Below are 24,683 nucleotides of genomic sequence, written 5' to 3'. Positions count from 1 at the left end.
GGCGACACCTGCGACCGTTCCGCCGTTCCGCTCCGGACCCTCAGTGGCCGTCGGCGGGGACGGTGCCGAGCCGGCCGGCCTGGAAGTCCTCCATGGCCTGCTGGAGTTCGCGGTGGCTGTTCATCACGAACGGGCCGTACCAGGCGACGGGTTCGCGGATCGGGAGGCCGCCGAGGAGGACGACCTCGAAGGTGGCGTTGCGCGAGTCCTGCTTCTCGTCGGCGCGCAGGGTGATGGAGTCGCCGTCGCCGAAGACGACGGCCTGGCCCATGTGGAACGGGCGCCGCTCGGCGCCGGCCGAGCCGCTGCCCGCGAGGCCGTAGGCGAGGGCGTTGAAGTCGGCGCGCCAGGGCAGGGTGATCTGGGCGCCGGGGCTGATCGACGCGTGGATCATGGTGATCGGGGTGTGGGTGGTGCCGGGGCCCTGGTGGCCGTCGAGCTCGCCCGCGATGACCCGGAGCAGCGCGCCGCCGTCCTCGGTGCTGAGCAGCTTGACGCTGCCGCCGCGGATGTCCTGGTACTTCGGGGCGATCATCTTGTCCGAGGCGGGCAGGTTCACCCACAGCTGGAGGCCGTGGAAGAGGCCGCCGGACATCACCAGCGACTCCGGCGGGCTCTCGATGTGCAGCAGGCCGGAGCCGGCCGTCATCCACTGGGTGTCGCCGTCGGTGATGGTGCCGCCGCCGCCGTGCGAGTCCTGGTGGATGAACGTTCCGTCGATGATGTAGGTGACGGTCTCGAAGCCGCGGTGCGGGTGCCAGGGGGTGCCCTTGGGCTCGCCGGCCGCGTAGTCCACCTCGCCCATCTGGTCCATCATGATGAACGGGTCGAGGTACTTGGTGTTGATCTTGGCGAAGGCGCGGCGGACGGGGAAGCCCTCGCCTTCGAAGCCCTCGGGGGCGGTCGCCACGGTGAGGACCGGCCGTGCGCTCGTGACGGCGGGGTCCGGCGTGGTGACGCGCGGGAGGGTCAGCGGGTTGTCGACGGTCACGGCGGGCATGTCGGCCTCCTTCGGGGGGTGTCTGGCCTACGTGCACGAGGTTAGTTCAATTCTCAACAACAAGCAAGTTGAAAATTGAACTATGTAGAGACGGAGGAGCGGGGGCTCCTCTTCCAGGATGGGTCAGCCGTACATCCGGCGCATCGTGAAGTCGACCATCTGCTCGACGGCCTTGGCGTCGAACACCATCCGGTGCTCGCCCTCCATGTCCAGCGCGAAGCCGTAGCCGGTCGGCAGCAGGTCCAGGACCTCGGCGCCGGTCACGGTGAAGTGCTTGGACTCCTTGCCCGCGTAGCGGCGCAGCTCCTTCAGCGAGCTGAACATGGGGATCACCGGCGTCGGGGTGTTGTGCAGCGCCAGGAAGCCGGGGCGGTCGCCGCGGGGGCAGTGCACCTTCGAGGTGATGAAGATCGCCTGGAAGTCCTCGACCGCCATCGAGCCGGTGGTGAAGGCCCGCACGGCGTCCGCGAGTGAGGGCGGCGACGGTTCGGGGTACAGGGACTGCTGGGGGGCCTGCGACTGCCCGCCGTAGGCGTCGGGTCCGGGCATGCCGTTCATGCCCTGCTGCGGTCCCGCCTGCTGCTGGTAGGGGTCGCCCGGGTATGTGTTCTGGTCATATCCGTACACACGGACAGGCTAGCGGGAGCGCACCCTCTTGTGCTGGCATCGATCCTGACAAGGAGTGGTCGCCCCGACTGTGGGACGTGACCACGTTCATAGCGGATTCACCGGCGGGGGCTTGCCCAAGTTACCGCTGGGTAGCATCATGATGCCTACTGGTGGGTACGGGACGCCGGAACGCGGCGGTCTCCCGGAAGCGACGAACCGGAGATAACGGCCATGGGTCACTACAAGTCCAACCTGCGGGACGTGGAGTTCAACCTCTTCGAGGTGTTCGGCCGCGAGCAGGTGTACGGCACCGGACCGTTCGCGGACATGGACGTCGAGACCGCGAAGAACATCCTCAGCGAGATCGCACGCCTCGCCGAGAACGACCTCGCGGCGTCCTTCGCCGACACCGACCGCAACCCGCCGGTGTTCGACCCGGAGACCAACACCGCGCCGGTCCCGGCCGCCTTCAAGAAGAGCTACCAGACCTTCATGGACGCCGAGTGGTGGCGTCTGGGCATCCCGGAGTCGATCGGTGGCCAGGTCACCCCGAACTCGCTGATCTGGGCCTTCGCCGAGCAGATCCTGGGCTCCAACCCGGCCATCTGGATGTACTCCTCCGGCCCGGCCTTCGCCGGCGTCATCGCCGAGGAGGGCACCGAGGAGCAGCTTGAGATCGCCAAGCGGATGACCGACCGCCTGTGGGGCTCCACCATGGTCCTCACCGAGCCCGACGCGGGCTCCGACGTGGGCGCCGGCCGCACCAAGGCGATCCAGCAGGAGGACGGCTCCTGGCACATCGAGGGCGTGAAGCGCTTCATCACCTCGGGCGAGCACGACATGTCCGAGAACATCATCCACATGGTGCTGGCCCGCCCCGAGGGCGGCAAGCCGGGCACCAAGGGCCTGGGCCTGTTCATCGTCCCCAAGTTCGACTTCGACTGGGAGACCGGCGAGCTGGGCGAGCGCAACGGCGCCTACGCCACCAACGTCGAGCACAAGATGGGCCTCAAGGCCTCGAACACCTGCGAGATGACCTTCGGTGCCAAGCACCCGGCCAAGGGCTGGCTGCTCGGCGAGAAGGTCGACGGCATCCGCCAGATGTTCAAGATCATCGAGTTCGCCCGCATGATGGTCGGCACGAAGGCCATCGCCACCCTCTCCACCGGCTACCTGAACGCCCTGGAGTACGCCAAGGAGCGCGTGCAGGGCGCCGACATATCGCAGTTCCTGGACAAGACCGCCCCGCGCGTCACCATCACCCACCACCCGGACGTGCGCCGCTCGCTGCTGACCCAGAAGGCCTACGCCGAGGGCATGCGCGCGCTGGTCCTGTTCACCGCGTCCACCCAGGACGACATGATGGCCGCCAAGCTGCGCGGCGAGCGCGACGAGGCCGCCGAGCGCCTCAACGACCTGCTGCTGCCGATCGTCAAGGGCTACGGCTCGGAGAAGTCCTACGAGCAGCTCGCCCAGTCGCTCCAGACCTTCGGCGGCTCCGGGTACCTCCAGGAGTACCCGATCGAGCAGTACATCCGGGACGCCAAGATCGACACCCTGTACGAGGGCACCACGGCGATCCAGGGCCAGGACTTCTTCTTCCGCAAGATCGTCAAGGACGGCGGCCAGGCGCTCACCGCGCTGAACGAGCAGATCCAGAAGTTCATCGGCTCCGCCGAGGGCGGCGACGCCCTGGCCGCCGAGCGCGACCTGCTCGCCAAGGCCGCGGGCGACCTGGAGGCCATCGTCGGCAAGCTGATCGCCGACCTGACCTCGGTCGAGCAGGACGTCAAGAACATGTACAAGGTGGGCCTCAACACCACCCGCCTGCTGATGGTCTCCGGTGACGTCGTGGTCGGCTGGCTGCTGCTGCGCCAGGCCGCGGTGGCCCTGGCCAAGCTGGAGGCCGGCGCCTCGGAGAAGGACGTCCCCTTCTACCAGGGCAAGGTCGCGGCGGCCCGCTTCTTCGCCAAGAACGTCCTGCCGACCGTCGCCCCGCAGCGACTGATCGCCGAGGGCATCGACAACGAGATCATGGAGCTGGCGGAGGAGGCCTTCTAGGTCACCCGTCCCGGGGCCACCCGCCACCGCCCTTCCCGGGGCGCGCCGTGCGGGACGCCTCCCGGCATTCGAACCGCCTGACACACCCTCGCACCGAAGGGCCCGGCTGCCACCGGGCCCTTCGGTGTGTCCGCGGCCGCGGTCCGGAGGACGGAAACCACCGGCCGCGCGGGCCGGTTCGCGGCTGAGGCGTTCCGAATGCCGTGTCCGTGTACGGGCATATGCTCAGGTGCGAAGTCGACTCCCCATCCGGCTTCGGCCCTCACTCGACCCAGGAGCAGTATGTCGACCGCCGCCCGCCAGGCATTTTTCGACCGGACGCACAGCGACGACCTGATCGCGTTCCTCGGTACCTCGCCCTCGCCGTACCACGCGGTGGCGAGCGCCGCGGAGCGGCTGGAGAAGGCGGGCTTCCGGCAGGTCGCCGAGACGGACGCGTGGGACGACGCGGCCGGCGGGCGCTACCTGATCCGCGGGGGCGCGCTGATCGCCTGGTACCTGCCGCAGGGGGCGGGCCCCGAGACCCCGTTCCGGATCGTCGGCACCCACACCGACTCGCCCAACCTGCGGGTCAAGCCCGTCCCGGACACCGGTTCCGAGGGCTGGCGGCAGGTCGCGGTGGAGATCTACGGCGGCGTCCCGCTGAACACCTGGCTGGACCGCGACCTCGGCCTCTCCGGCCGGCTCGCGCTCAAGGACGGCACCGTCCGGCTGGTCCAGCTGGACGAGCCGCTGCTGCGCGTCCCGCAGCTCGCCATCCACCTGGACCGCCAGGTCAACGAGGGCATGAAGCTCGACAAGCAGCGCCACCTCACCCCGATCTGGGGCCTCGGCCCGGTCGACGAGGGCGCGCTGATCTCCTACGTCGCCGGGCGGGCCGGTCTGGCCGCCGCCGACGTGGTCGGCTGGGACCTCATGACCCACGACGTCCAGCCCGCCTCCTACCTGGGCCGCGACCGCGAGCTGCTGGCCGCCCCGCGCCTGGACAACCTGCTCTCGGTGCACGCGGCCACCGCCGCGCTCGCCGCCGTCGCCACCGCCGACGGCGCCGCCGACCTGCCGTACATCCCGGTGCTGGCCGCCTTCGACCACGAGGAGACCGGCAGCGAGTCCGACACCGGCGCGCAGAGCCCCCTGCTCGGCAACGTCATGGACCGGACGATCCACGCGCGCGGCGGCACCACCGAGGACCGGGCCCGGGCGCTCGCCGGCACCGTCTGCCTCTCCTCGGACATGGGCCACGCCGTCCACCCGAACTACAGCGAGCGGCACGAGCCGGGCCACCACCCGATGCCGAACGGCGGGCCGATCCTCAAGGTCAACGTCAACAACCGCTACGCGACCGACGGCGTCGGCCGGGCGGTGTTCGCGGCCGCCTGCGAGAAGGCCGGCGTGCCGTGGCAGAGCTTCGTCTCCAACAACGCCATGCCCTGCGGGACGACGATCGGCCCGATCACGGCGGCGCGACTGGGCATCAGGACGGTGGACTGCGGTATCGCGGCGCTCTCCATGCACTCGGCGCGCGAGCTGTGCGGGGCGGAGGACCCGTACCTGCTGGCGAGCGCGCTCAAGGCCTTCCTGGAGGGCTGAGAACGGCGGCGAGCGGGGCCCGGCGGTCGTCCGCCGGGCCCCTTCGCGTCGTCCCGCGCCGTTCAGTGGCGCCGCGCGTCGTCCCGCGTCGTCCGGCGTTACTCCATCCCGGCGAGGACCAGCGGCAGGCGGCGGGCGCCGTCGGCCACCAGCGTCACCGGCACGCCCCAGTCCTGCTGGTGCACGTGGCAGGCCGGGTACTCGATCTCCGGGTCGTCGTCGCAGGAGGCGGCCATCGCCGAGACGTGCAGCACGCCCTCGGTGACCTCGGCGGAGAGCACCAGTTCACGGGAGAGGTCGGTGTCCGCGCCCGCGCCGGAGAGCAGCAGCTCGGGCGGGGTCGCGCTGACCAGCAGCCGGGTGGAGGGGCCGTAGCGCTCGTCCAGCTTCTGGCCGTTCGGCGCCTCGAAGACCACGTCCAGCCGGAAGGCGCCCGGGGCGACCTCGGTGGCCGCGCGCCGGGTGCGGTGCGCCACCGACTCGACCTGCACCGCCTCCTCCGGCAGCCGCAGCCTGGTCAGCCGGTGCCGGGCCGACTCGACCACCACGATGTCCCCGTCCACCAGGACCGCCCCGGAGGGCTCGCGCAGGTCGGTGGCCAGGGTGCTGACCTCGCCGCTCGCCGGGTCGTAGCGGCGCAGCGCGTGGTTGTAGGTGTCGGCGACGGCCACCGAGCCGTCCGGCAGCACGGTGACGCCCAGCGGGTGCTGGAACAGTGCCTGACCGGCCGCGCCGTCGCGGTGGCCGAAGTCGAACAGGCCGCTGCCGACGGCGGTGCGGACCGCCTTTGTTTCACGTGAAACCCAGCGCAGCGAGGAGGTCTCGGAGTCGGCGACCCAGAGCCGCTCGCCGTCCGCCGACACCGCGAGGCCGGACGACTGGGCGAACCAGGCCTCGGCGGCGGGTCCGTCCACCAGGCCCTCGTTGGTGGTGCCGGCCGCGACCGCGACGGTGCCGGCGGCCGGGTCGTACGACCACAGCTGGTGCACGCCCGCCATCGCGATCCACACCCGGCCGTCGAACCAGGCGACGTCCCACGGCGAGGAGAGGTCCACCTCGCGGGCCGGGCCCTCGGTGGCCGAGCCCTGCCACCACTGGCGGCCGGTGCCGGCCAGGGTGGTCACCCGGCCGTCGGCGAGGCGGACACCGCGCAGGGCGTGGTTGACGGTGTCGGCCACGACCACGTCGTAGTCGTACGGGTGGCCCTCGGGAAGCAGCGCGAGGCCCTGCGGCTCGCTGAACCGCGGGCCGGCGCCGTCCGCGCCGTCGCCGTCCACCAGGCCGCGCTGCCCGTCGCCGATCCGGCGCACCACCGTCTCGCCGTCCTCGGCCAGCTCGACCAGCGAGTGGTGGCCGGAGTCGGCGACCAGGAAGTGGCCGTTCGGCAGCCGGACCGCCTTGCCGGGGAACTTGAGGTCCCCGGCGCTCGGCTCCGGCGCCACGTACGGGCCGTCGCCGCGGCGCAGCGTGCCCTTCGCGGCGTGCTCGGCCTCCAGCTCCTCGACCAGCCGGGCAAGCGCGTGGGCGTGGCCCTCGCCGGCGTGCTGGGCGACCACGTAGCCCTCCGGGTCGATCACCACCAGCGTCGGCCAGGCCCGGACGGCGTACTGCTTCCAGGTCACCAGCGCCGGGTCGTCCAGCACCGGGTGGTGCACCTCGTAGCGGGCGACGGCGTCGACGACCGCCTGGTGGTCGGCCTCGTGCACGAACTTCGGCGAGTGCACCCCGACGATCACCACGGTGTCGCGGTGCTTCTCCTCCAGCTCCCGCAGCTCGTCCAGGACGTGCAGACAGTTGATGCAGCAGAAGGTCCAGAAGTCTAGTACGACACACTTACCTCGCAGGTCGGCAAGCTTGAGTTCCTTGCCGCCTGTGTTGAGCCATCCACCGGCGCCGACCAGCTCGGGGGCGCGGACACGTGCACGAGAAGCCATGCCCCAATCAAACCCCACGTCACCCGTCCGCATTCCGGGCGTGCCGGTTCAGGTGGCTGCTGCGCGGGCAGCGCTGGTCTCCACGATCTCGCGCGCGACCAGGAGCGGAGTGTCCGCCCAACCGAGCAGAGCCTTCGTGATGGCGACCGCCGGAACGATGCTCGTTCCGCGCGCGACCAGCAGGGTCTGCACCGCGTCCATGCCCTCGCTCGCAAGGACGGGACGACACTCCTCGACCAGCGCGGTCCACTGCTCGGCCACCTCGGGGCGCAGCCCGGCGACGTCTTCGAACATGGCCTTCCTCCCGTTCCGAGGGCATGGCCTCGAAGGGCCGCGTTCGGCTCAACGTGAGTGACCATGTCCAACACGTGGATCTTTTCAAGCCCTGCGCCGAGACGTTGTTGGTTTTCCGTGGGCGGGAGTCGAGAGCCGATCACAGATGATGCTGCACCCGGCCCCGTCCCGGAACTGACAGCGGCGGCCAGGGTTCTCGGTGCTTCTCGTCGGGTTAGCCGAGGTAAGGGGAAGTCCTCTGCTCCAGGAAGTGCTGGAGCCGTAGCTGCTGGGTGTGGTGCAACGGCAAGCCGGCGATCTCCTCGGGGAGGACGAAGCGGAGGTCGGTGGACTCGTCGGAGATGCGCAGCGTGCCGCCTGTCATCCGGGCGGTGAAGCAGACGTTGAACTGCTGCCTCACCTCGCCGTCCGAGTAGGCGATGACGTGACGCGGGTCGGTGTACGTGCCGACCAGGCCGGTGATTTCGACTTCCAGACCGGTCTCCTCGAAGACCTCCCGCACGGCCGTGCCTGGCAGCGACTCGCCCAGATCCATCGTCCCGCCGGGCAGGGCGTACAGGCCGTTGTCTACCCGTCGTTGGAGCAGGATGCGCCCGGCGTCGTCCGTCACGACGGCGGATGCAGCGACCACCAGTCGGTTGGGCTTGGGGGCGTTGGGATCGTCGTAGTACTCGGTCCGTGCCACGGATCAGCTCTCCTCGACCGGTCGGGCGGTGTTCCACACCGCATCGAAGCTCGAAGCGTAGGTGCCGAAGAGCGTTCCCGCACTTGTCCGTCGAAGGTGCCAGATCGGCGCTCCGAAGGCGTTCACGCCCCATACGTGGGCGTTCACCAACAACTGGTCGTCGGCCCGGTAGAGGCTGTTGTAGAGCGTGGTGCCGTGGGTCCGGATCTCGATGCCGGGCGTGCCGAGGAGCGGCCGGTAGTGCATGAGGGCGAGCCTGCACCGGGATTCGATGCCGTGGCCGAATTTCTCTTCCTCTCCGCGCTGCCTCACGTTCTCACTGTCGGGGTCGCCGATGGCGATCCGGACCGCACAGCCCTCGGCGGCGCGCTCCCGAAGGAGATCGTTGAGCCGTGGGTAGGCCTCGTGGAGGAACACAGCGGCGTAGACCAGCACGTCGATGCGATCAGTGGCCTTCTCCAGCAAGTCCACGATGACGGACACCGGTAGGTCGGCCCGCTGCTCGTACAGGGCTACCAGCTCGGGGCTTATCGCTCGCGCGGCTCGTGGCTGCCGCAGGCTCGGCCACAGTGCGAACATGTCTTCTCCCAGCGCTTCGGCGGCCAGGCGGGCCGTCCTCAACCGGGGCGTCCGGTTCTGATTGGCCCAGCGCTCAACCGACTTGGTGTCGACGCCGGCCTTGTCCGCCAAGGCGGCGCACGTCCAACCACCCGACGCCATAACGGCTTTCAGCCTCTCGTTGGGCATCTCGTCTGTCTCCCCGCAAGGCCCGGACTCCTGTAAGGACGTTGTACCGCGTGAGGGACGTTCTGAAGTGTCCTTTGCGCGAGGTTTCACCGTCCCGGGCGCTGTCAGACCTTGGTGACAGATCAACGGGAGGAGGCCTATGAGGGCGAAGGACAGGGGCACGCGGACGTTCTCCGAGCAGAAGGCGGCGCATAGCGGGGCGTTGGCGTCCTTCCACGTTCTTAGCGACCGCAATGCCGAGGCGTCGGCCCGGATGGTTGACCAAGGGGTTCCTGGCGTTTCGGCGGTGTCCCATGGCGGGCGTTAGCCGCATGGCGCTGGTCGGGCGCATCCTGCCGATCACGGCCAGCACTGCCCCGGACGCCGGCAAGTGCCCCGGGTGTGAACTCTTCGATGGCATGGCAGCGCAGTACCCCGACAACCCGACGATCCTGCGCAAGGTCGCCAAGTGGCGCGCCCAGCACCTGGATGACGGGGAATGTCTGGCGGTGCGCGATGACGGGTGACGTCCATGAGGACCCTCAGACCCTCATGGAGGGCCCTTGTGGGGATGCTGCGCCCGTGGACCCGTTCGGCTGGATGAGGTCCCACCCGTGGCCTCCTGCGCGGTCCGCTGGACTTCGACCGGTCCTCTCTCCGGAGGAGTTCAGCGAAGCGCCGTTGACGCCCGAGGAACGCGACCGGCGGGCGGCTCTGCTCGCCAGACTGCGGGAAGCCAATCACCCGTGGCGCTGACGTGCCCTACAGACCCCCGTCCCGGCTGCCTGGGGAAGGTTCCGGCCGGGACGGGTTCCAGTGACGGCAGCGACAGAGAAGCAAGGCTCCATGGGGACCCCGGAGCGTGCGCGGCTGGAGACTACCTCGGGAAGATCGAGCGACAGTTCATCCCGCAGGATCTCCCGTCGTCACTGCCGGTCACGCACCTGCTGCCAGAGCGCCCGGTGTTCGTGCGGGCGGTGGGTGCGGTGTCGAATCTCGGGGCCGTCCTTCCCAAGCCGAAGCGAGAGGCCGTTCGATCGCTACCATTCTCCACAACAGGACGATGGAAGCATGATGCAAGTGCACAATCCGGGGGGATGGCTTGGCCGCTCAAGGAGATCAGGAACTTGGCCCTGTTGAGCTGCAGCTTGAACAGAGCAGGTCCATCCTGGAGATCGAACATAATCTCCATGCGGCCAGAATCAATCGATTTCGCCATCTCTCCGTATACTCGGCAGCCCCTATTCTCACTCTCCTTATTTTTATTGGGAATGTCGCACTCTGGGGTCGCGTCGACCTTGCGAGAATCAATGTTGCCTGCATCCCCATAGACATCGCCCTCATCATGATGGCGCTCAATTTGGCGGACAGTCACGATCTGTCGCCATGGAGTTTGAAATATATCGCAGAGCAGAAGTTGGAGCTGGAGCTAGCGCACGAGCGGAAGAGGCTGCTGGCTGTTCAGCTGAACCTCGACCCGCCTTCGCGAAGGCATATCTACAAGGAAAGCGTCCACGGGTCCATCGAGCGGTATCAGCGGAGCGGAACTCGATATCGCGCCATTCACAACGCATTCCAGAGTGTAATCATCGTCGGATCACTGACCACGTCAACAGTCGCTGCCCTCGGTGATTCGATCCCCAGGGGGCAGCTATTTACAGTGGCCGCGAGCTTCTCCGTCGGAATCTCAGCCGGATTTACTGGCTATTTTAAGTATCGCGAGAGGAGCTTCTACCTGCAGCAGACAGCCGATTCACTTGAGGAAGAGCTCAATGCGGTAAATCTCAAAATCGGACGATACCGCTCTATCGCGACAGACGAAGAGGCGATTGCTGAATTCACCGAAAGGGCTGAGATCTTGCAGAACGAACAGCGTAAACGTCAGCAACAGCTTGACCAGCCGGCGCAAGGCGCCTCTCCTGGCGAATAAATCTGCCGGTAGGGGTGTGCGGGCTAGATTTCCCGCTGCTTTAAACGCCCTTAGAGGCGCCTCCAGGGCCCATTTCTCGATTCTTTGAGAATCTGATTCCCTTGAGAAATTGGATAGTTGGCCATCTGGGGCGGGAAAACGGCATCACACCCAGCGCGTACGTTTCGAGCTGGAGCCGGGATCGCGAGACGATAACATGCTGAACTTCCGCAGCACTCCCACCATATACACCCGGACACAGGGAGAGCCACTAACCCGCAGCAAGTATGGCCCCGCCCGTTTCCTTGTCGCCCCCGGGTTGGAACGTCAGTGGTGCTTAAGTTTGGAAGTACAGTTGAGTGCTGTCGATCGATCAGATTCTTGGGAATTCATTCCTCCAGCGTATCCGAGGTATGTTCGCGCAACTCCGTCCAACGGGCGATCCAGCGAGTCAAGCGGCCGGTACTGTTCTCTGCGGCTACATATTCACCAGTTGGGAGAATTGCCAGTCCGCATTCCTTTGTGATGAGCTTTAGGTGTCGCCCGTAAGATGCGACAAGATGAGTCTCCAGTAGGCGATCACGCACGCTATCGTATTCAGTTCCGCGAGACTCTAGCCATGACAATATTTCAGAGTCATCGGCGTGGACCTCCATTCCTTGGCATAGCCGCACAAGCAAAGCAAATTCCTCCTCTCCGATAAAGCTCGGGCTCCACTGTTCAGTGACTGGAATCTTGTTGAGCTCTTCTTTGTTGATCTCATGCACTCTTGCTTGCCAGCCACTTCTTCCATCGACATGGACGGCGCGGAAGCTCAGTAGGCCCCTGCCGACCTCCATCTCAAGATCCTCCCCCCAGAGTTGGTGGCCAAATCCATACATTTCATCTAGTCGCGTCCATATAAATTCCAGCAGTAGCCGTAGGGGGTTTTCTGGTGTCGAGAAGTAGAACGGCCACCAGCCGTCGACCAGAGGCGCCATGAATGGCCGACCATTGGTCTTCACGAGAGAATAGCCACCTGAGATGATCAGCTGAGGAAAATCTGTCGGACCGAAGCCAATATTTCCAATATTCTCCTCAAGGTACTCCACCATTGAGGATCTGAAGTTTTGCTCGCTCTTGAACCCATGCATCCCAAGGATGACTCGGATTGCGGAAACCTGCTCCAAGGCAAGGGCATTAAGTATGGCCTCCTCTGCATATGAGAGGGTGGCAATCCCATCTGCTCCCCAGGCGGCCCGCCCGGTCATCTCGGCAAACGTTCTGATTGAGGGGCCCATGCTTCGATTTGGGTCGTCTAGCTCCTCATTGCCTTGATAATAAGGGTGCTCGATTGCGCTGACCGTCTTAAGCTGGGAAAATGCGTCGCGAAGCTCGGCCGAGTGAAGATTTTTCTTCACCTCGATGACGGCAATGATGTCTTTCACGTGCCATACGTAAGTTTCACTGTATGGCAGCCGTTCCCCCTCTCCCTTCACTACCATGCAGTCCATTTGACCAGAAAGGCGACCATCGTCATCGCAGGCAAATCCGGTCACTACTCGCAGCCCCAGGCCATCCGGAAGGGCGCGATTCAATATGCTCGAAGAAAGTCCCTCGTACATGTCCCCAATCGTCGGGGCGTGCTTTATGGGCACCTGATCAAGTTTGGGCAACTCCTTGCGGAGAATTTCTGAAAGAAGATCTGCGGCCGTGCGAATCACCGAACCTCGCCCCAATTCTTGTCCTTCGCATGATTCTTGATGGCTCATCATAGATGAAAGTATTGAGGCAATTATGGCGTTCGCGGAAACGATCTTGCACGTGGTTGGCTGACTGGACTGTCCGTGGCAGCGACACGGGGGCGGGCGGTGATACACATCGAGTATCACTTCGATTGGGCCCCGAGGGCTGTCAAGACTAGGGGCGGGCAGGTTTGATCACGCCTATGCGTACGGGCCTACTGGTCAAATCGGTGGTACGCCACTCCTATCCGAGGTGGCGGTACAAGGTCGCGCGGCTTACCCCCAATGCCCTGGCGATCGCGGTCACGCTCTCCCCTTTGGCTCGGCGGGCACGGGCAGCGGCGAGCTTGTCGGCGTCCAGGGCGTTCGGCCGACCACCGATGCGGCCCTGCGCCTTGGCGGCGTCCAGGCCGGCCCGGGTGCGGTCTTTGATCAGGCTCCGCTCGAACTCCGCCATCGCGCCGACCACTTGGAGCATGAGCCGTCCGTCGGGGGTGTTCGGGTCGATGCTCGCCAGCGCACCCGTCAGAACTTTGAAGCCGATGCCCCGGGTCGACAGGGTATCCACCATCGTTACCAGGTCGATCAATGAGCGGGCGAAGCGGTCCAACTTCCATACGTACAGGGTGTCGCCGGGACGGAGGTAGTCCAGGACCGCAGACAGCTCCGGGCGGTCGGTGTTCTTCGCGCTGGCCTTGTCGGTGAAGATCCGATCGCAGCCCGCTTCGGTGAGCGCGTCGTGTTGGAACTGCGCCTCCTGGTCGTCGGTGGAGACTCGGGCGTAGCCGATCAGGTGGCCGGTGGTCTTGGTCGTCGCCATGCCTCAAGCGTCTCAGAACTCGTCTCATAACACCACGGGCTCAGAGAAGGTTTTGAGACGGGTTTTGAACGCGAGGACAGGGTCGTTGCATCCTGTCGGCGAGGCGTCTCACAAACCATCGTTTCTGAGACGACCCGCAAAGGTGACCCAACGTCACGACGACCAGCGCGGGCGCCTCCGCGCAAATGCCCTGATCAGCCACGCGAGAGTTTTCTCTCCCTCCCGGTTCCGGCCAGGAGCGAAGGGGGGTGCCCGCCTGGGGAGGTCAGCGCTCGGCCAGCAGTGGCGGAGTCCACTCATCCAAGAGCTGATCCTTCTTCGACGCATTGCACAGCACGCACACCACGCGCAGGTTGGCGACCGTCGACAGCCCGCCCCGCGATATGGGGCGCAGGTGGTCAATCACGCCTCCCTCGGGCAGCTCAGCCGCACAGTGAAAACAGCCGGCGTCCCCGTGTGCTTCACGTACGTGACGTTGCAACGTCACGCGACGGGCGACCGTGCGCTGTACCTTCTGACATGTGCGGCACACCCCGTCACGAAACTTGAGGATCACCGGCTTGCCGCAACGACGACACGGCACAGGATCGGGCTTGGTCCGGGCGCGCTTGCGTACATGCTCAGCAGTGCGACGACACTGATCCGAGCAGTAGAGCCGGTCAGGGCCGCTCGGTGACAACCCCACGGGCTTCGAGCACTTCGGCCCCTGGCAAGGCTTCTGGGCGCCCGTCTGCCGCCTCTGCTCCGAGAGCTTGCGGCGCTCCGCCCGCCGGGACTCGTCCACCTCCCCAGCGCACCGCACGCAATACAGCGCCCACGCATCACGACCATGCGGCTCATCACAGCGATGACACCGTGGAGCACCCGCAGCAGCGCGCACCGCCTCACGCGCACGGCGGGCAGCAACCTGCAACCGTGCCGACTCGACACACAACCTCGCACCGCACGTTGCACGGTCGGGCCGGGGGCGTGGACCCCCACACTCCGAACAAGTGGCGCGCGACTCTTCGAGGGCCGCCAAACGAACCCCTCCCATCCCATTTTGTTGATCATGAAGCGCTGCGACGGGAGTGCCGAAGGCCAGTAACCGCAAGGGCGAGACCTGACTCCGGCGTCGGGGGTAAAGAAGCAAAGGAGAACAATCCAGACCCCTCCCCACCAACATCGTTTCGCCACTCACCCGACGAAACTGCAACCGAAGCCCGAGAGCATCCACGACCCTAGGTGCGGCCACTGACAGGATCACCGCAGGTCACACACGCTGCCAGGAAAGCCGATCTGCCTGCCACCAGGTTTTCGGGCGACATGCCACGAACGGTGGTCAGCCAGGCTTGGCGCAGCAGGAGGCTACACACGGCGAACGGGCTCGGCGGCCGTCAGTCGAGCCGCTACACGCTCGGCAGAAGGCATGAAGAGGCCCCGCCCAGCCAAAGAGGGGGCCGGACGGGGCTGTAGGGGCCGCTACGGGGAGGCTGGGGGCTATTCCTTGATCTCGGCCCACTTGATGCGGACGCGCTGCTCTGGGACGAAGCGCTTCCCTCGTTCGCCCTTGCTGATGAACACGCCGTCTATGGCCAGGGACAGGCGGTCCCGCTTCTGGTCCTGCGTCGAAGCCTGCCAGGCGGGGAGTAGCAACTCGCTGTCCAGGAGCGGGGAGATGTCGACGGCCGGGAGCGGAAGGGCGGTGAGATCGGCGCGCAGGCCGTCGATACGGCTCTGGAGCCGGGCGGCGAGGCGTTCGTAGCGTTCGAGGGCGCCGGGGCGGTCGAACTCGCCCCGGACGTAGCGGGCATCCTCCAGGTCAGCCAACCGGGCTTCCTGGTCAGTGATTTCGGAGGTAATCGCGTCCCGCTTGGCGAAGGTCTCGGGGTCGGTCCGCTTCACCCACCGGTCGGCGATTGCCACCAACAGGGGGTCGTCCAGATCCAGTGTGGGGAGCAGCGAGAGGAACCACTCGGACACGTACTCGTCCACGCGGTCGGCCATGGCGCTCGCACCGGGGCACTGGTTGCCCGCTCGGCGAGCCATGCACTGGTAGCTGTTGCCGACCTTGTGCATCCGACGACCGCACCCGGGCACGTCGCAGAACACCAGGCTGGTGAGCAGTGCCGTGCCGTTCGGCTTCGGCATCCGCTTGCCTGCGTGGGTACGGGTCCGGGATTCGAGCTGCCGGATGATCTGGTCGCGCTCGCCGACCGTGATGATTCCCTCGCCGATGCTGACCGTGCCCAGCGTCTCGGGGTCTCGGTAGGGGAACACCCGGCTCGTGAACTTCCGGCTGCCGTCCTCGGCTTCGATGGTCTCGGTCTCCGGCATGAGACCGGCGAAGGCGGGCGACTTGACCAGGTTCATGATGCTCGCGGCGTTCCACTGGCCACCCCGGGCCGAGGGGATGTCGTACTCGTTGAGCAGCTGTGCGATTTGCACGAGGGACTTGCCGGCCAGCGCGTCATCCGCGATCAGCCGCGCGTAGACGGCCGTCTCGGGGTCGTGCGTCAGCTTCTTCGTGGCGGGGTCGACCAGCAGCCCGTACGGTGGCTGTCCGCCGATCCACTGCCCCTGTCGGCGCAGGTGCCGCTTCGCGTGGGCCACGCGGGTGCCGAGGTTCTTCGACTCGGAGCGGGCGAGTTCGGCGAGCATGGCAACGACCATGCGGGCCGAGTCGTTCGAGGTGTCGAGACCGTCCACGACGGAGACCAGACGGCCGCCCGCCTTCTCGATGTCGTCCAGGACCTTGCCGACCTGGCCGATGCCCTTGCGGGAGAGCCGGTCCAGCTTCCAGACGATCAGGGTTCCGACGACTCCCGCAGTCACAGAGGCAAGGGCGGAGTCAAAGCCCTTGCGCTCAACGTCCTTGAAGCCGGATCGGCCTCGGTCGATGTGGACCTTGCGGACCGTCAGTCCGTTGCGCTCGGCCCATGCGCGGCAGTCGGCTTCCTGGCGTTCGATCGCCGTCTTGCCGTCCCGGTCCAAGGACAGCCGAAGGTACAGGTCACACAGGGTGTGGTGGTGCACGTACGCCCCCTCTGGAGATCCCTACATTGTGTAGGACTTCCAGAAGTCCAGGATGGTGATCTTGCCCCGGAAGTCGGCGAGCGCGAGCTCCTTGCCGCCGGTGTTCAGCCAACCGCCTGCCCCGACCAGCTCGGGGGCGCGTACACGTGCACGAGATGCCATGCGTCAATCAAACCGCACGCCGGGTGCCCGCATTCCGGGCGTGCCGGGTGAGGTCGGACTGCCAGCGGGTCTCGCCGTCCTGGGTGCGGGTGGTGGGGCGCAGGCCGAGGGCGCGGGCGACGGCGGCGGAGGCGTGGTGGTCGGGGTGGATGTGGGCGGCGGCGGTGGTGACGCCGGCGTCGGCGAGGTGGGCGAGCAGGGTGCGGGCGGCCTCGGTGGCCAGGCCGCGGCGCTGCCAGGGGGTGCCGACCACCCAGGCGACCTCGGCCTCGGAGGCGTCGGGGCGGACGGTGGCCTGCACGTAGCCGGTGAGGGCGCCGTCGGCGCGCAGCCGCAGCACCCAGTTGCCCCAGGCCTCGGCCGGGTCGGGGGAGCCGGCGGCGAGCCGGGCGCAGCGGGCGCGCTGCTCCTCGACGGTGGCCGGGCGGCCGCCGGTGAAGGCGTGCAGGGCCGGGTCGGCGAGCGCGGCCGCCAGCTCCTCGGCGTGCCCGGGGGCGATCGGCAGCAGGTCGAGGCGCTCGCTGCGCAGCTCGGCGGTGGTGAGGCCGCTGGTGAGGCTGTTGGTGAGGTCGTTGGTGAGGTCGGGGTGCATGGCGGTATTGAAGGGGACCGGGGGCCGCCGTGCGACGGGGTTTTCGGCCGGTGCTCCGTGGCGGTGCTTCTCCGCGGCCGGGCGCTCGGGGTCGAATGGGGCGACGTCACCACGGAGGAGGTCGCACGGTGCGGTATCTGGTCAGGGAGAAGCTGTTCGCGGTCGGCGAGGACTACTGGATCGAGGACGACCGGGGGCACAAGGCGTTCCTGGTGGACGGCAAGGTCCTGCGGCTGCGGGACACCTTCGAGCTGAAGGACGCGCACGGGCGGGTGGTCGCGGTGGTGAGGGAGAAGATGCTCACCGTCCGCGACGCGATGAGGATCGAGGACGCCGACGGCGAGGTGGTCGCCACCGTCCGGGAGAAGCTGTTCACCCCGTTCCGGGACAAGTACCTGGTGGAGCTGGCCTCCGGCGGCGAGCTGAAGATCCACGGCAACCTGATCGACAAGGACTACCGGGTCGAGAACCAGCACGGCGACGAGCTGGCCCGGATCAGCCGCAAGTGGTTCCGGATCCGGGACACCTACGGGGTGGAGATCGCCGACGGCGCGGACGCCGGTCTGCTGCTGGCCGTCGCGGCCTGCGTCGACCACCTGGTGCAGGAGGAGGACTGACCCGTCCCCGGTTTCCCGGTCCCCGGTCCGCCCTCACCCGGGTGGGGTATCTTTTGCCAACCCTTGACCAGGCCGGTCGGGGGCCCCGACCGGCACGGTCGGGGGGACGGCATGAGCGGACCGGGGGCTGGAACCACGATGAACGACATCCTGCACGGGCTCGGTGCGGCGGCGGCCTACGGCACCCTCGGCGTGGTGCTGCTGCTCCTCGGCATCGGCCTGGTCGACCTGCTGACGCCCGGCAAGCTCGGCCGGCAGATCTGGGTCGAGCGCAACCGCAACGCCGCCGTCCTGCTCAGCTCCGCCCTGCTCGGCATCGGCGGCATCGTCTTCACCGCGATCATGTACACCTATGCCGACTTCGGCAAGGGCCTGGTGTCGACGGCCTGCTACGGCCTGCTCGGGCTGGTGCTGATGGCCGTCGCGTTCTGGCTGGTGGACCTGCTGACGCCGGGCAGGCTCGGCGAGATCCTGGTCGATCCGGAGCCGCACCCGGCGGTGTGGGTGTCCGCGGCCTGCAACATCGCGGTGGCGGCGGTGGTGTCGGCCGCGATCGCGTAGGCCCGGGCCGCGCTGCGCCGGGCCGCGCTACGCCGGGCCGCGCTACGCCGGGCGGGGCGCCTCGCCCAGGACGTGCTCCCGCCCCCAGTCCCCCAGCGGCCCCAGCGCCGTGTTGAGGCGGTGCCCCGCCCCGGTCAGCGCGTACTCGACCCGGGGCGGCACCTCGTCGTACGCCTCCCGGTGCACGATGCCGTGCGCCTCCATCTCGCGCAGGTGCGCGGCCAGCACCTTCTCGGTGATCCCCGGCAGCAGCCGGCGCAGCTCGCCGAAGCGGCAGTGCGGGCGTTCGCCCAGGGCCCAGAGGATCGACACCTTCCACTTGCCGCCGATCACGTCCATCGCGGCGTCGGTCCCGCAGACGTGCGCCCCAGGCCTCGACACGATCGCCATGCCCACCCCTTCCGGCCCCTGCCAGCTCGATGCTCACCCCAGGGTAACCACCCACTTCGAAGTGCGTACTTGATCGTTTCCAGGGCCGGCGCGGAGGCTGACTGCCATGGCAACCAACCCCGTTGAGAACACCCCCAGGACCCCGCTCACCCTGCTCGGCCTCGGCGCGATGGGCACCGCGCTGGCCGAGGCCTGGCTCGCCGCCGGGCACCCGCTGACCGTCTGGAACCGCACCGCCGCCCGTGCCGACGGACTCGCCGCCCGGGGCGCCACCGTCGCCGCCACCGTCGCGCGGGCCGTCGCCGCGAACCGGCTGGTCGTCGTCTGCCTGCTCGACGACGCCTCCGTGCCGGCGGCGCTGGACGGCGTCGACCTGACCGGCAAGGACCTGGTCAACCTGGTCACCAGCACTCCCGGGCAGGCCCGTGCCCGGGCCGCCTGGGCCGAGGAGCGCGGCGCCCGCTACCTGGACGGCGGGATCATGGCCGTCCCGCCGATGATCGGCGTCCCGGCGGCCGGGGCGTACGTGTTCTACAGCGGCTCGTCCGAGCTGTTCGAGGAGCACGGGGGCGCCCTCGCCGTCCCGGCCGGTACCCGCTACGTGGGCGCCGACGCCGGGTACGCGGCGCTGCACGACGTGGCGCTGCTCAGCGGGATGTACGGGATGTTCGCCGGGATCGCGCACGCCTTCGCGCTGGTCCGCGGCGAGGCCGTGGCGCCGAGCGGGCTGGCGCCGCTGCTGGGCGACTGGCTGGCCGCGATGTCCGGCTCGGTGGCCAGGACGGCGGCGCAGCTGGAGAGCGGCGACTACGCCACGGACGTGGTGTCCAACCTGGCGATGCAGGTGGCCGGCAAGGAGACGCTGCTGCGCACCGCCGAGGAGCAGCGGGTGAGCGCCGAACTCCTCGAACCGTACTTTCGGTTGATGGAGCGCCGACTGGAGGTCGGTGGCGGTGGGGAGGACCTGACCGGGGTCGTCGACCTGCTGCGACGGTGAGGGCCGGCCGGTAACGTACCGGCATGGCAGACCTCGAAGAACGCGCCACCGTCGTCGCGTCCGAACCAGGGCAGGCCGGGGCGGGGGTGGTCGTCAGACCGCGCCGCGCCGACGACCTCGCCGACTGCGTCCGGGTGCTGGGCGACGTCCACACCGTCGACGGCTATCCCGCCGACTGGCCCGACCGCCCCGCCGCCTGGCTGACCCCGGACGGCCTGCTCGCCGCCTGGATCGCCGAGTCGGACGGCCGGCTCGGCGGGCACGTCGGCCTGGCCCGCAGCGCCCCGGGCGACCTCGCCCCCGTCCTGTGGAGCGGGCGCACCGGCGGCCGCCCGGAGCTCACCGCCGTGATCGGCCGGCTCTACGTCGCCCCCGAGGCGCGTGGCCGCCTCGTCGGCGCCCGGCTGCTGGCCTGCGCCGTGGCGCACGCGCGGGCGCTCGGCCTGCACCCCGTGCTCGACGTGCTCGCCACCGACACCGCCGCCGTGGCCCTCTACCGCCGCCTCGGCTGGACCCACCTCGGCGGCGGCGACCAGCGGTGGGCCTCCGGACGCACCGTCACCGTCCACTGCTTCGCCGCCCCGAGGGGGTGAGTTCCGGCCCGCCCGGCCGTCGTGGCCGGGCGGGCGGAGGCCGGAAAGGCGGGAGGAGACGGGGAGGGGGAGGGGCGGGGGTTCAGGCCGCGGGGCGGTCGGACACCGGGCGGCGGCGCAGGGCCGGGGTGGTGAGGGCCGGGGGCTGCCAGACGCCGTCGGCCCGGTAGAGGTCGGTGCCGGGCGGGACGATGGTGTCGATGCGGTCGAGGGTGGCGTCGTCCAGGACCAGGTCGGCGGCCTTGAGGGCCGATTCGAGCTGCACCGCGGTGCGCGGGCCGATGATCACCGACGTGACGGCCGGGTGGGCCGCCGGGAAGGCGGTGGCCAGCTCGGGGAGGGTGCGGCCGAGCTCCTCGGCGAGGGCGGTGAGGGCCTCGACGGCCTCCAGTTTGGCCGCCGTGGTGGGCAGCTCCGGGTCGAAGCGGTGCGGGTGGAGGGCGGCCCGGCCCCGGGTGAGGTCGATCGGGCGGTCCTTGCGGTAGCGGCCGGTCAGGAAGCCACCGGCGAGCGGGCCCCAGGTCAGCGCGCCCATGCCCAGCCGCTGGACGACGGGCAGCACGTCGCGCTCCACGCCCCGGGCGAGCAGCGAGTACGGCGGCTGCTCGGTGCGGAAGCGCTGCAGGCCGCGGCGCTCGGCGACGTGGTGGGCGTCCACGATCTGCTCGGCGGGGAAGGTGGAGCAGCCGAAGGCGCGGATCTTGCCCGCCCGGACGAGGTCGCCGAGGACGGAGAGGGTTTCCTCGATGTCGGTGGTGTGGTCCGGTCGGTGGACCTGGTACAGGTCGATCCACTCGGTCCGCAGCCGACGCAGGCTCTCCTCGACCTCGCGGACGATCCAGCGCCGCGAGTTGCCGCCCCGGTTGTGGCCCTCGCCCATCGGGAAGTGCACCTTGGTGGCGAGCACGATCTCGTCGCGGTCGCCACGGGCGGCCAGTGCCTTGCCGACGATCTCCTCGGACTCGCCGGCCGAGTACATGTCCGCGGTGTCGATGAAGTTGATGCCCCGGTCGACCGCGGTGCCGATCATCCGGGCGCAGTCGTCGTGGTCGGAGTTGCCGACGGAGCCGAACATCATGGTGCCGAGGCAGTAGGTGCTCACCTCGATGCCGGTGCCGCCGAGAACGCGGTAGCGCATGGCCATTCCCCCTGGTTGGCGATCAGTTGCGTCTCAGAGACTAGGAGTTGGAGTGCGCTCCAGCGCAAACGCGGCTCGGCTCCCTCGGGTGGGGGAGCCGGATCACCGCACCGGGGGAGGAGCGGCGGGGGCGGCGCGGGCGAGCCTGTCGGCATGGTGAGGAACGGGTGGGCGGTGACCGGCTGGGGCCTCGGGTACGCCGGGTTCGGGCTGGGGTGCGCGCTGGGCGGGACGCGGCTGCTGGGGGCGGACTGGCCGGGGTGGGTGGTGGCCGCCGTGGGGGTCGCCTCGGCGGCCGCCGGCGTGGCGGTGGTGCGGCGAAAGCCGGTGCGGGGGCTGTGGTGGCTGCTGTGGCTGGTGTGCGGGGCGGCCGCGGTCGGAGCCTGGGGCCTGCTGATGGACCTGGTGACGCTGCTGTTCGGCCAGCGGGTGGACAGCGTCCCCGACACGGTGGAGCGCACCCTGGCGGCGGTGGGGGCGGTGCTGCTGGCCCGCACCGCCCCCGGGCTGCGGCCCGGGGCCCGCGGCGGCCCGGGCGGCCGGGCCGAACGGGTGGCGCCGGCTCCCGCTGCGGCCCCGCCGATCGTCCAACTCGCCGCCTGGGCAGGCACGCTGGCGTTCGTTCCGTACGTGCTGATGAAGTTGCTCTGGGCGTTCGGCGGCAGCTTCGCCGGGATCAGCGGCGACCAGATGTACGCGAGCTACGTGCGCAACGGCTCCTCCGGGCTCTGGCTCGCCCTGGAGCGCCGGGGCCTCGACGGCACCGTGCTGCTGGCGCTGCTCGGGGTGTTCCTGCTCTGGGGACTGGTCCGCCCGTGGGGGCAGGTCTTCCCGCGCTGGACCCTGCCGCTGCGCGGCCGCCGGGTGCCGCGCTGGCTGCCGCTCACCCCGGCCCTGCTGGGCGCGGCTTCGCTGGCGCCGTACGGGGTGGTCGGGATCGGCTACCTGACGCTGTGCACCGCCGGGGTGACGCGGATCAGGCTGGGGGAGTTCGCCAGTGAGCAGAGCGCGCTGGAGATCTCCTGGGTCGGGATGTGCGGGTTCGCCGGGTACGGGGTCGCGCTGGCGGTGGCCGCCCGGTCGTACTGGCGGCGGACGAGGGGGTGACCTCGCAGCGGTTTGCTGAGACGGCAACAAAGCTTGCCGATGTTGTAGGGCGGGCCGCAGCCTGGCGGTGGAGGTGAGCGCCATGGGCGAGACGGCAGGGACGGCAGGAACGGTCAGGACGACAGGAACGACCGGGATACCCGGGACGACCGGGATCGGGGAACGCGAGCGCTACGACGTGGTGGTGGTCGGCGCCGGAGCGGCGGGGCTGAACGCCGCGCTGGTGCTGGGCCGGGCCCGTCGCCGGGTCGCCGTGGTGGACGCCGGCGAGCCGCGCAACGCACCCGCCGCCCACCTGCACGGCTACCTGAGCCGGGACGGCATGCCCCCGGCGGCGCTGCTGGCGGTCGGGCGGGAGGAGGTCGCCCGGTACGGAGTGGACCTGATCGACGCCCGGGTCGAGCACATCGAGTCCGCCGAGCACAGCGATCACATCGAGTCCGCCGAGCCGGCCGGGTCCCCCGGGTCGGGCTTCGTGGTCCACCTGGCCGGCGAGCCGGTGCTGCACGCGCGCCGGGTGGTCGTCGCCACCGGGCTGCGGGACGGGCTGCCGGAGCTGCCGGGCCTGGTCGAGCGGTGGGGCCACGACGTGCTGCACTGCCCGTACTGCCACGCCTGGGAGGTCCGCGACCGCCCGCTCGGGGTGCTCGGCACCGGCCCGGGGGCGGTCAATCAGGCGCTGCTGCTGCGGCAGTGGTCGGCGGACGTGGTGCTGCTCGCGCACACCCTGACGCTGACGGACGCCGAGCGGGAACGGCTCGCGGCCCGGGACGTCCGGGTGGTCGAGGGCCGGATCGTCCGCCTGGTGTCCGACGACGGGCGGCTGCGCGGCGTCGAACTCGCCACCGGGCAGGTGGTGCCGCGCGAGGCGGTGTTCGTCTTCCCGCGGCCGGTGCCCCGGGACGCGCTGCTCTTCGGCCTCGACTGCGCCCGGGACGACAACGGCTGGGTCACCACCGACCGGACCGGCCGCACCAGCCTCCCCGGCGTCTGGGCGGTCGGCAACGTCGCCGACCCGCGGGCCCAGGTGGTCACCGCCGCCGGGATGGGCGCGGCGGCGGCCTTCGCGCTCGACCACGACCTCGTGGCGGAGGAGCTCGACCGGGCGGTGCGGAGGTACCGCGCGTCCGGCGCCGCCCTGCCCGCCTGAGCGGGAAGCTTTCGTCAACCCACCCACGATCGGAGAATCCGGATGTCAGCGCAGCAGCAGCACGGCCACTCCCACGGGCACGGCCACTCCCACTCCCATGGGCACTCCCACGGCCACGGGCACGTTCCCGCCGCCGACCTCGACTGGGACGCGCTCGCCGCGCACCTGGAGCTGGAGGCCGACCTGCGGGCCGGCGCCGTCACCGAGGCCGGGCGGTGGCTGCTCGGCCTGCACGGGGAGGGCGAGGTGCGGCGGGTCCTCGACGTCGGCAGCGGCCCCGGGGTCATCGCCGGACTGCTGGCGGAGGTCTTCCCGGCGGCCGAGGTGGTGGCGGTCGACCAGTCGGCCGCCCTGCTGGAGCGCGCCCGGACCCGCTCCGGCGGTCGGCTCGGCACCCAACAGGCAGACCTGCCCGAGGAGTTCGGCAAGCTCGGCGAGGCCGACCTGATCTGGTCCGGCAACGCCGTCCACCACCTGGGCGACCAGCAGGCCGCGCTCACCTCGCTCGCCGCGGTGCTGCGGCCCGGCGGTCTGCTCGCCGTCGCGGAGAGCGGCCTGCCGGCGCGCTACCTGCCGCGCGACTTCGGCCTCGGCCGGCCCGGCTTCCAGGCCCGGATGGACGCCGCCCACGAGGACGGCTTCAGCGCCATGCGGGCCGAACTGCCCGGCAGCACCCAGGAGATCGAGGACTGGCCGGCCATGCTGCGGCGGGCCGGACTGACCCCGACCGGCACCCGCACCTTCCTGGTCGACCACCCCGCCCCGCTCGCCGGGCCCGTCCGCGGCTACCTGCACACCCAGTTGACCCGGCGCCACGACCAGCTCGCCGAGCAGCTCGACGCCGAGGACCGGGCCACCCTGGAGGCCCTGCTCGCCGAGGACGCCCCTACCGGCATCCTGCACCGTCCGGACGCCTTCTACCTCTCCGCGATGACCGTCCACACGGCCCGCCGGGACTGATCCGGCGGCCGCGGGTGCTCGACCGTACGGACGGCGGCCGTCGGTCCTC

General features: G+C 69.3%; 25 protein-coding genes. 11 read left to right on the top strand and 14 right to left on the bottom strand.

Annotated features, from left to right (window positions below):
* Positions 1-40: 40 nt before the first annotated feature.
* Together ACWGKU_RS24190 and ACWGKU_RS24185 are read right to left on the bottom strand one after the other, a co-directional pair.
* Positions 41-1,000, bottom strand: a complete 960-nt coding sequence (locus ACWGKU_RS24190) for a pirin family protein (RefSeq protein ID WP_401045217.1) — start codon at positions 998-1,000, stop codon at positions 41-43.
* A 123-nt stretch (positions 1,001-1,123) separates the two neighbouring features.
* A complete protein-coding gene (locus ACWGKU_RS24185) occupies positions 1,124-1,627 on the bottom strand; it encodes an SseB family protein (RefSeq protein ID WP_380546231.1) in 504 nt (167 codons plus the stop codon).
* Positions 1,628-1,840: 213 nt separating this feature from the next.
* On the opposite strand from ACWGKU_RS24185, the gene ACWGKU_RS24180 reads away from it, so the two are divergent.
* On the top strand, positions 1,841-3,670 hold the full coding sequence (locus ACWGKU_RS24180; RefSeq protein ID WP_401045220.1) for an acyl-CoA dehydrogenase: 1,830 nt from the start codon (positions 1,841-1,843) through the stop codon (positions 3,668-3,670).
* 282 nt (positions 3,671-3,952) lie between these two features.
* Positions 3,953-5,260: a M18 family aminopeptidase gene (locus tag ACWGKU_RS24175; RefSeq protein ID WP_380351644.1), complete on the top strand. Its 1,308-nt coding sequence runs from the start codon at positions 3,953-3,955 to the stop codon at positions 5,258-5,260.
* A 98-nt stretch (positions 5,261-5,358) separates the two neighbouring features.
* Here the strand turns inward: ACWGKU_RS24175 and ACWGKU_RS24170 are convergent, their stop codons facing one another.
* The 4 genes from ACWGKU_RS24170 to ACWGKU_RS24155 all read right to left on the bottom strand — a co-directional run bounded on the left by ACWGKU_RS24170 (position 5,359) and on the right by ACWGKU_RS24155 (position 8,920).
* Positions 5,359-7,194, bottom strand: a complete 1,836-nt coding sequence (locus tag ACWGKU_RS24170; RefSeq protein ID WP_452179448.1) for an NHL domain-containing thioredoxin family protein — start codon at positions 7,192-7,194, stop codon at positions 5,359-5,361.
* 48 nt (positions 7,195-7,242) lie between these two features.
* Entirely contained in the window at positions 7,243-7,488 is a 246-nt protein-coding gene (locus ACWGKU_RS24165) for a hypothetical protein (protein ID WP_452179447.1), read from the bottom strand.
* Between the two features lie 214 nt (positions 7,489-7,702).
* Positions 7,703-8,173 (bottom strand): NUDIX domain-containing protein, encoded by a 471-nt coding sequence (locus ACWGKU_RS24160; RefSeq protein WP_452179446.1) that lies wholly within the window; start codon positions 8,171-8,173, stop codon positions 7,703-7,705.
* A gap of 3 nt (positions 8,174-8,176) precedes the next feature.
* Positions 8,177-8,920 carry an XRE family transcriptional regulator gene (locus ACWGKU_RS24155; protein WP_452179445.1) on the bottom strand — a complete coding sequence of 248 codons (744 nt, stop codon included), beginning with the start codon at positions 8,918-8,920 and terminating at the stop codon, positions 8,177-8,179.
* 311 nt (positions 8,921-9,231) lie between these two features.
* Here ACWGKU_RS24155 and ACWGKU_RS24150 point away from each other — a divergent pair, with 311 nt between their 5' ends.
* The gene (locus ACWGKU_RS24150) at positions 9,232-9,426 is read left to right on the top strand and encodes a hypothetical protein (RefSeq protein WP_452179444.1); all 195 of its coding nucleotides are present in this window, start codon (positions 9,232-9,234) and stop codon (positions 9,424-9,426) included.
* A gap of 575 nt (positions 9,427-10,001) precedes the next feature.
* Positions 10,002-10,829, top strand: a complete 828-nt coding sequence (locus tag ACWGKU_RS24145; RefSeq protein ID WP_452179443.1) for a DUF4231 domain-containing protein — start codon at positions 10,002-10,004, stop codon at positions 10,827-10,829.
* 368 nt (positions 10,830-11,197) lie between these two features.
* Here the strand turns inward: ACWGKU_RS24145 and ACWGKU_RS24140 are convergent, their stop codons facing one another.
* The 6 genes from ACWGKU_RS24140 to ACWGKU_RS24115 form a co-directional block, all read right to left on the bottom strand.
* The gene (locus ACWGKU_RS24140) at positions 11,198-12,562 is read right to left on the bottom strand and encodes a DUF6602 domain-containing protein (RefSeq protein WP_452179442.1); all 1,365 of its coding nucleotides are present in this window, start codon (positions 12,560-12,562) and stop codon (positions 11,198-11,200) included.
* A 214-nt stretch (positions 12,563-12,776) separates the two neighbouring features.
* On the bottom strand, positions 12,777-13,352 hold the full coding sequence (locus tag ACWGKU_RS24135; protein WP_452179441.1) for a recombinase family protein: 576 nt from the start codon (positions 13,350-13,352) through the stop codon (positions 12,777-12,779).
* A 265-nt stretch (positions 13,353-13,617) separates the two neighbouring features.
* Positions 13,618-13,758 (bottom strand): HNH endonuclease, encoded by a 141-nt coding sequence (locus ACWGKU_RS24130; protein WP_452179440.1) that lies wholly within the window; start codon positions 13,756-13,758, stop codon positions 13,618-13,620.
* 1,073 nt (positions 13,759-14,831) lie between these two features.
* Positions 14,832-16,367 carry a recombinase family protein gene (locus ACWGKU_RS24125; RefSeq protein ID WP_452179439.1) on the bottom strand — a complete coding sequence of 512 codons (1,536 nt, stop codon included), beginning with the start codon at positions 16,365-16,367 and terminating at the stop codon, positions 14,832-14,834.
* 21 nt (positions 16,368-16,388) lie between these two features.
* Positions 16,389-16,529 carry a thioredoxin domain-containing protein gene (locus ACWGKU_RS24120; RefSeq protein ID WP_400665173.1) on the bottom strand — a complete coding sequence of 47 codons (141 nt, stop codon included), beginning with the start codon at positions 16,527-16,529 and terminating at the stop codon, positions 16,389-16,391.
* A gap of 7 nt (positions 16,530-16,536) precedes the next feature.
* A complete protein-coding gene (locus tag ACWGKU_RS24115) occupies positions 16,537-17,121 on the bottom strand; it encodes a GNAT family N-acetyltransferase (RefSeq protein ID WP_452179438.1) in 585 nt (194 codons plus the stop codon).
* Positions 17,122-17,249: 128 nt separating this feature from the next.
* Here ACWGKU_RS24115 and ACWGKU_RS24110 point away from each other — a divergent pair, with 128 nt between their 5' ends.
* Both ACWGKU_RS24110 and ACWGKU_RS24105 read left to right on the top strand, forming a co-directional pair.
* On the top strand, positions 17,250-17,738 hold the full coding sequence (locus ACWGKU_RS24110) for an LURP-one-related/scramblase family protein (RefSeq protein ID WP_401045229.1): 489 nt from the start codon (positions 17,250-17,252) through the stop codon (positions 17,736-17,738).
* A gap of 138 nt (positions 17,739-17,876) precedes the next feature.
* Positions 17,877-18,299: a DUF350 domain-containing protein gene (locus ACWGKU_RS24105; RefSeq protein ID WP_387693905.1), complete on the top strand. Its 423-nt coding sequence runs from the start codon at positions 17,877-17,879 to the stop codon at positions 18,297-18,299.
* Between the two features lie 42 nt (positions 18,300-18,341).
* On the opposite strand, the gene ACWGKU_RS24100 is transcribed toward ACWGKU_RS24105, so the two are convergent.
* Positions 18,342-18,689: a winged helix-turn-helix transcriptional regulator gene (locus tag ACWGKU_RS24100; protein ID WP_359898000.1), complete on the bottom strand. Its 348-nt coding sequence runs from the start codon at positions 18,687-18,689 to the stop codon at positions 18,342-18,344.
* Positions 18,690-18,795: 106 nt separating this feature from the next.
* Here ACWGKU_RS24100 and ACWGKU_RS24095 point away from each other — a divergent pair, with 106 nt between their 5' ends.
* Both ACWGKU_RS24095 and ACWGKU_RS24090 read left to right on the top strand, forming a co-directional pair.
* On the top strand, positions 18,796-19,686 hold the full coding sequence (locus ACWGKU_RS24095) for an NAD(P)-dependent oxidoreductase (RefSeq protein WP_452179437.1): 891 nt from the start codon (positions 18,796-18,798) through the stop codon (positions 19,684-19,686).
* 23 nt (positions 19,687-19,709) lie between these two features.
* Positions 19,710-20,279, top strand: coding sequence for an N-acetyltransferase family protein (locus ACWGKU_RS24090; protein WP_452179435.1), 570 nt, complete (start codon positions 19,710-19,712; stop codon positions 20,277-20,279).
* 82 nt (positions 20,280-20,361) lie between these two features.
* Here the strand turns inward: ACWGKU_RS24090 and ACWGKU_RS24085 are convergent, their stop codons facing one another.
* Positions 20,362-21,417, bottom strand: coding sequence for an aldo/keto reductase (locus ACWGKU_RS24085; protein WP_452179434.1), 1,056 nt, complete (start codon positions 21,415-21,417; stop codon positions 20,362-20,364).
* 153 nt (positions 21,418-21,570) lie between these two features.
* Here ACWGKU_RS24085 and ACWGKU_RS24080 point away from each other — a divergent pair, with 153 nt between their 5' ends.
* The 3 genes from ACWGKU_RS24080 (at position 21,571) to ACWGKU_RS24070 (ending at position 24,634) form a co-directional block, all read left to right on the top strand.
* Positions 21,571-22,524: a hypothetical protein gene (locus ACWGKU_RS24080; protein ID WP_452179433.1), complete on the top strand. Its 954-nt coding sequence runs from the start codon at positions 21,571-21,573 to the stop codon at positions 22,522-22,524.
* Positions 22,525-22,606: 82 nt separating this feature from the next.
* Complete coding sequence (locus tag ACWGKU_RS24075; protein WP_452179432.1) at positions 22,607-23,674, top strand: NAD(P)/FAD-dependent oxidoreductase; 1,068 nt, start codon at positions 22,607-22,609, stop codon at positions 23,672-23,674.
* Between the two features lie 42 nt (positions 23,675-23,716).
* On the top strand, positions 23,717-24,634 hold the full coding sequence (locus ACWGKU_RS24070; protein WP_452179431.1) for a class I SAM-dependent methyltransferase: 918 nt from the start codon (positions 23,717-23,719) through the stop codon (positions 24,632-24,634).
* Positions 24,635-24,683: the final 49 nt, after the last annotated feature.

The organism is Kitasatospora sp. NPDC054768, from assembly GCF_053612025.1.
Note: the sequence above shows the minus strand (reverse complement) of the source record. Positions and strands in the feature narration are given on the sequence as shown.

Bases quoted from the DNA above. Each gene is read 5' to 3' on its own strand.
- ACWGKU_RS24190 (WP_401045217.1), bottom strand. From the start codon at position 1,000: ATGCCCGCCGTGACCGTCGACAACCCGCTGACCCTCCCGCGCGTCACC.
- ACWGKU_RS24180 (WP_401045220.1), top strand. From the start codon at position 1,841: ATGGGTCACTACAAGTCCAACCTGCGGGACGTGGAGTTCAACCTCTTC.
- ACWGKU_RS24175 (WP_380351644.1), top strand. From the start codon at position 3,953: ATGTCGACCGCCGCCCGCCAGGCATTTTTCGACCGGACGCACAGCGAC.
- ACWGKU_RS24170 (WP_452179448.1), bottom strand. From the start codon at position 7,194: ATGGCTTCTCGTGCACGTGTCCGCGCCCCCGAGCTGGTCGGCGCCGGT.
- ACWGKU_RS24165 (WP_452179447.1), bottom strand. From the start codon at position 7,488: ATGTTCGAAGACGTCGCCGGGCTGCGCCCCGAGGTGGCCGAGCAGTGG.
- ACWGKU_RS24155 (WP_452179445.1), bottom strand. From the start codon at position 8,920: ATGCCCAACGAGAGGCTGAAAGCCGTTATGGCGTCGGGTGGTTGGACG.
- ACWGKU_RS24150 (WP_452179444.1), top strand. From the start codon at position 9,232: ATGGCGCTGGTCGGGCGCATCCTGCCGATCACGGCCAGCACTGCCCCG.
- ACWGKU_RS24140 (WP_452179442.1), bottom strand. From the start codon at position 12,562: ATGATGAGCCATCAAGAATCATGCGAAGGACAAGAATTGGGGCGAGGT.
- ACWGKU_RS24135 (WP_452179441.1), bottom strand. From the start codon at position 13,352: ATGGCGACGACCAAGACCACCGGCCACCTGATCGGCTACGCCCGAGTC.
- ACWGKU_RS24120 (WP_400665173.1), bottom strand. From the start codon at position 16,529: ATGGCATCTCGTGCACGTGTACGCGCCCCCGAGCTGGTCGGGGCAGGC.
- ACWGKU_RS24115 (WP_452179438.1), bottom strand. From the start codon at position 17,121: ATGCACCCCGACCTCACCAACGACCTCACCAACAGCCTCACCAGCGGC.
- ACWGKU_RS24105 (WP_387693905.1), top strand. From the start codon at position 17,877: ATGAACGACATCCTGCACGGGCTCGGTGCGGCGGCGGCCTACGGCACC.
- ACWGKU_RS24100 (WP_359898000.1), bottom strand. From the start codon at position 18,689: ATGGCGATCGTGTCGAGGCCTGGGGCGCACGTCTGCGGGACCGACGCC.
- ACWGKU_RS24095 (WP_452179437.1), top strand. From the start codon at position 18,796: ATGGCAACCAACCCCGTTGAGAACACCCCCAGGACCCCGCTCACCCTG.
- ACWGKU_RS24090 (WP_452179435.1), top strand. From the start codon at position 19,710: ATGGCAGACCTCGAAGAACGCGCCACCGTCGTCGCGTCCGAACCAGGG.
- ACWGKU_RS24085 (WP_452179434.1), bottom strand. From the start codon at position 21,417: ATGCGCTACCGCGTTCTCGGCGGCACCGGCATCGAGGTGAGCACCTAC.
- ACWGKU_RS24080 (WP_452179433.1), top strand. From the start codon at position 21,571: ATGGTGAGGAACGGGTGGGCGGTGACCGGCTGGGGCCTCGGGTACGCC.
- ACWGKU_RS24075 (WP_452179432.1), top strand. From the start codon at position 22,607: ATGGGCGAGACGGCAGGGACGGCAGGAACGGTCAGGACGACAGGAACG.
- ACWGKU_RS24070 (WP_452179431.1), top strand. From the start codon at position 23,717: ATGTCAGCGCAGCAGCAGCACGGCCACTCCCACGGGCACGGCCACTCC.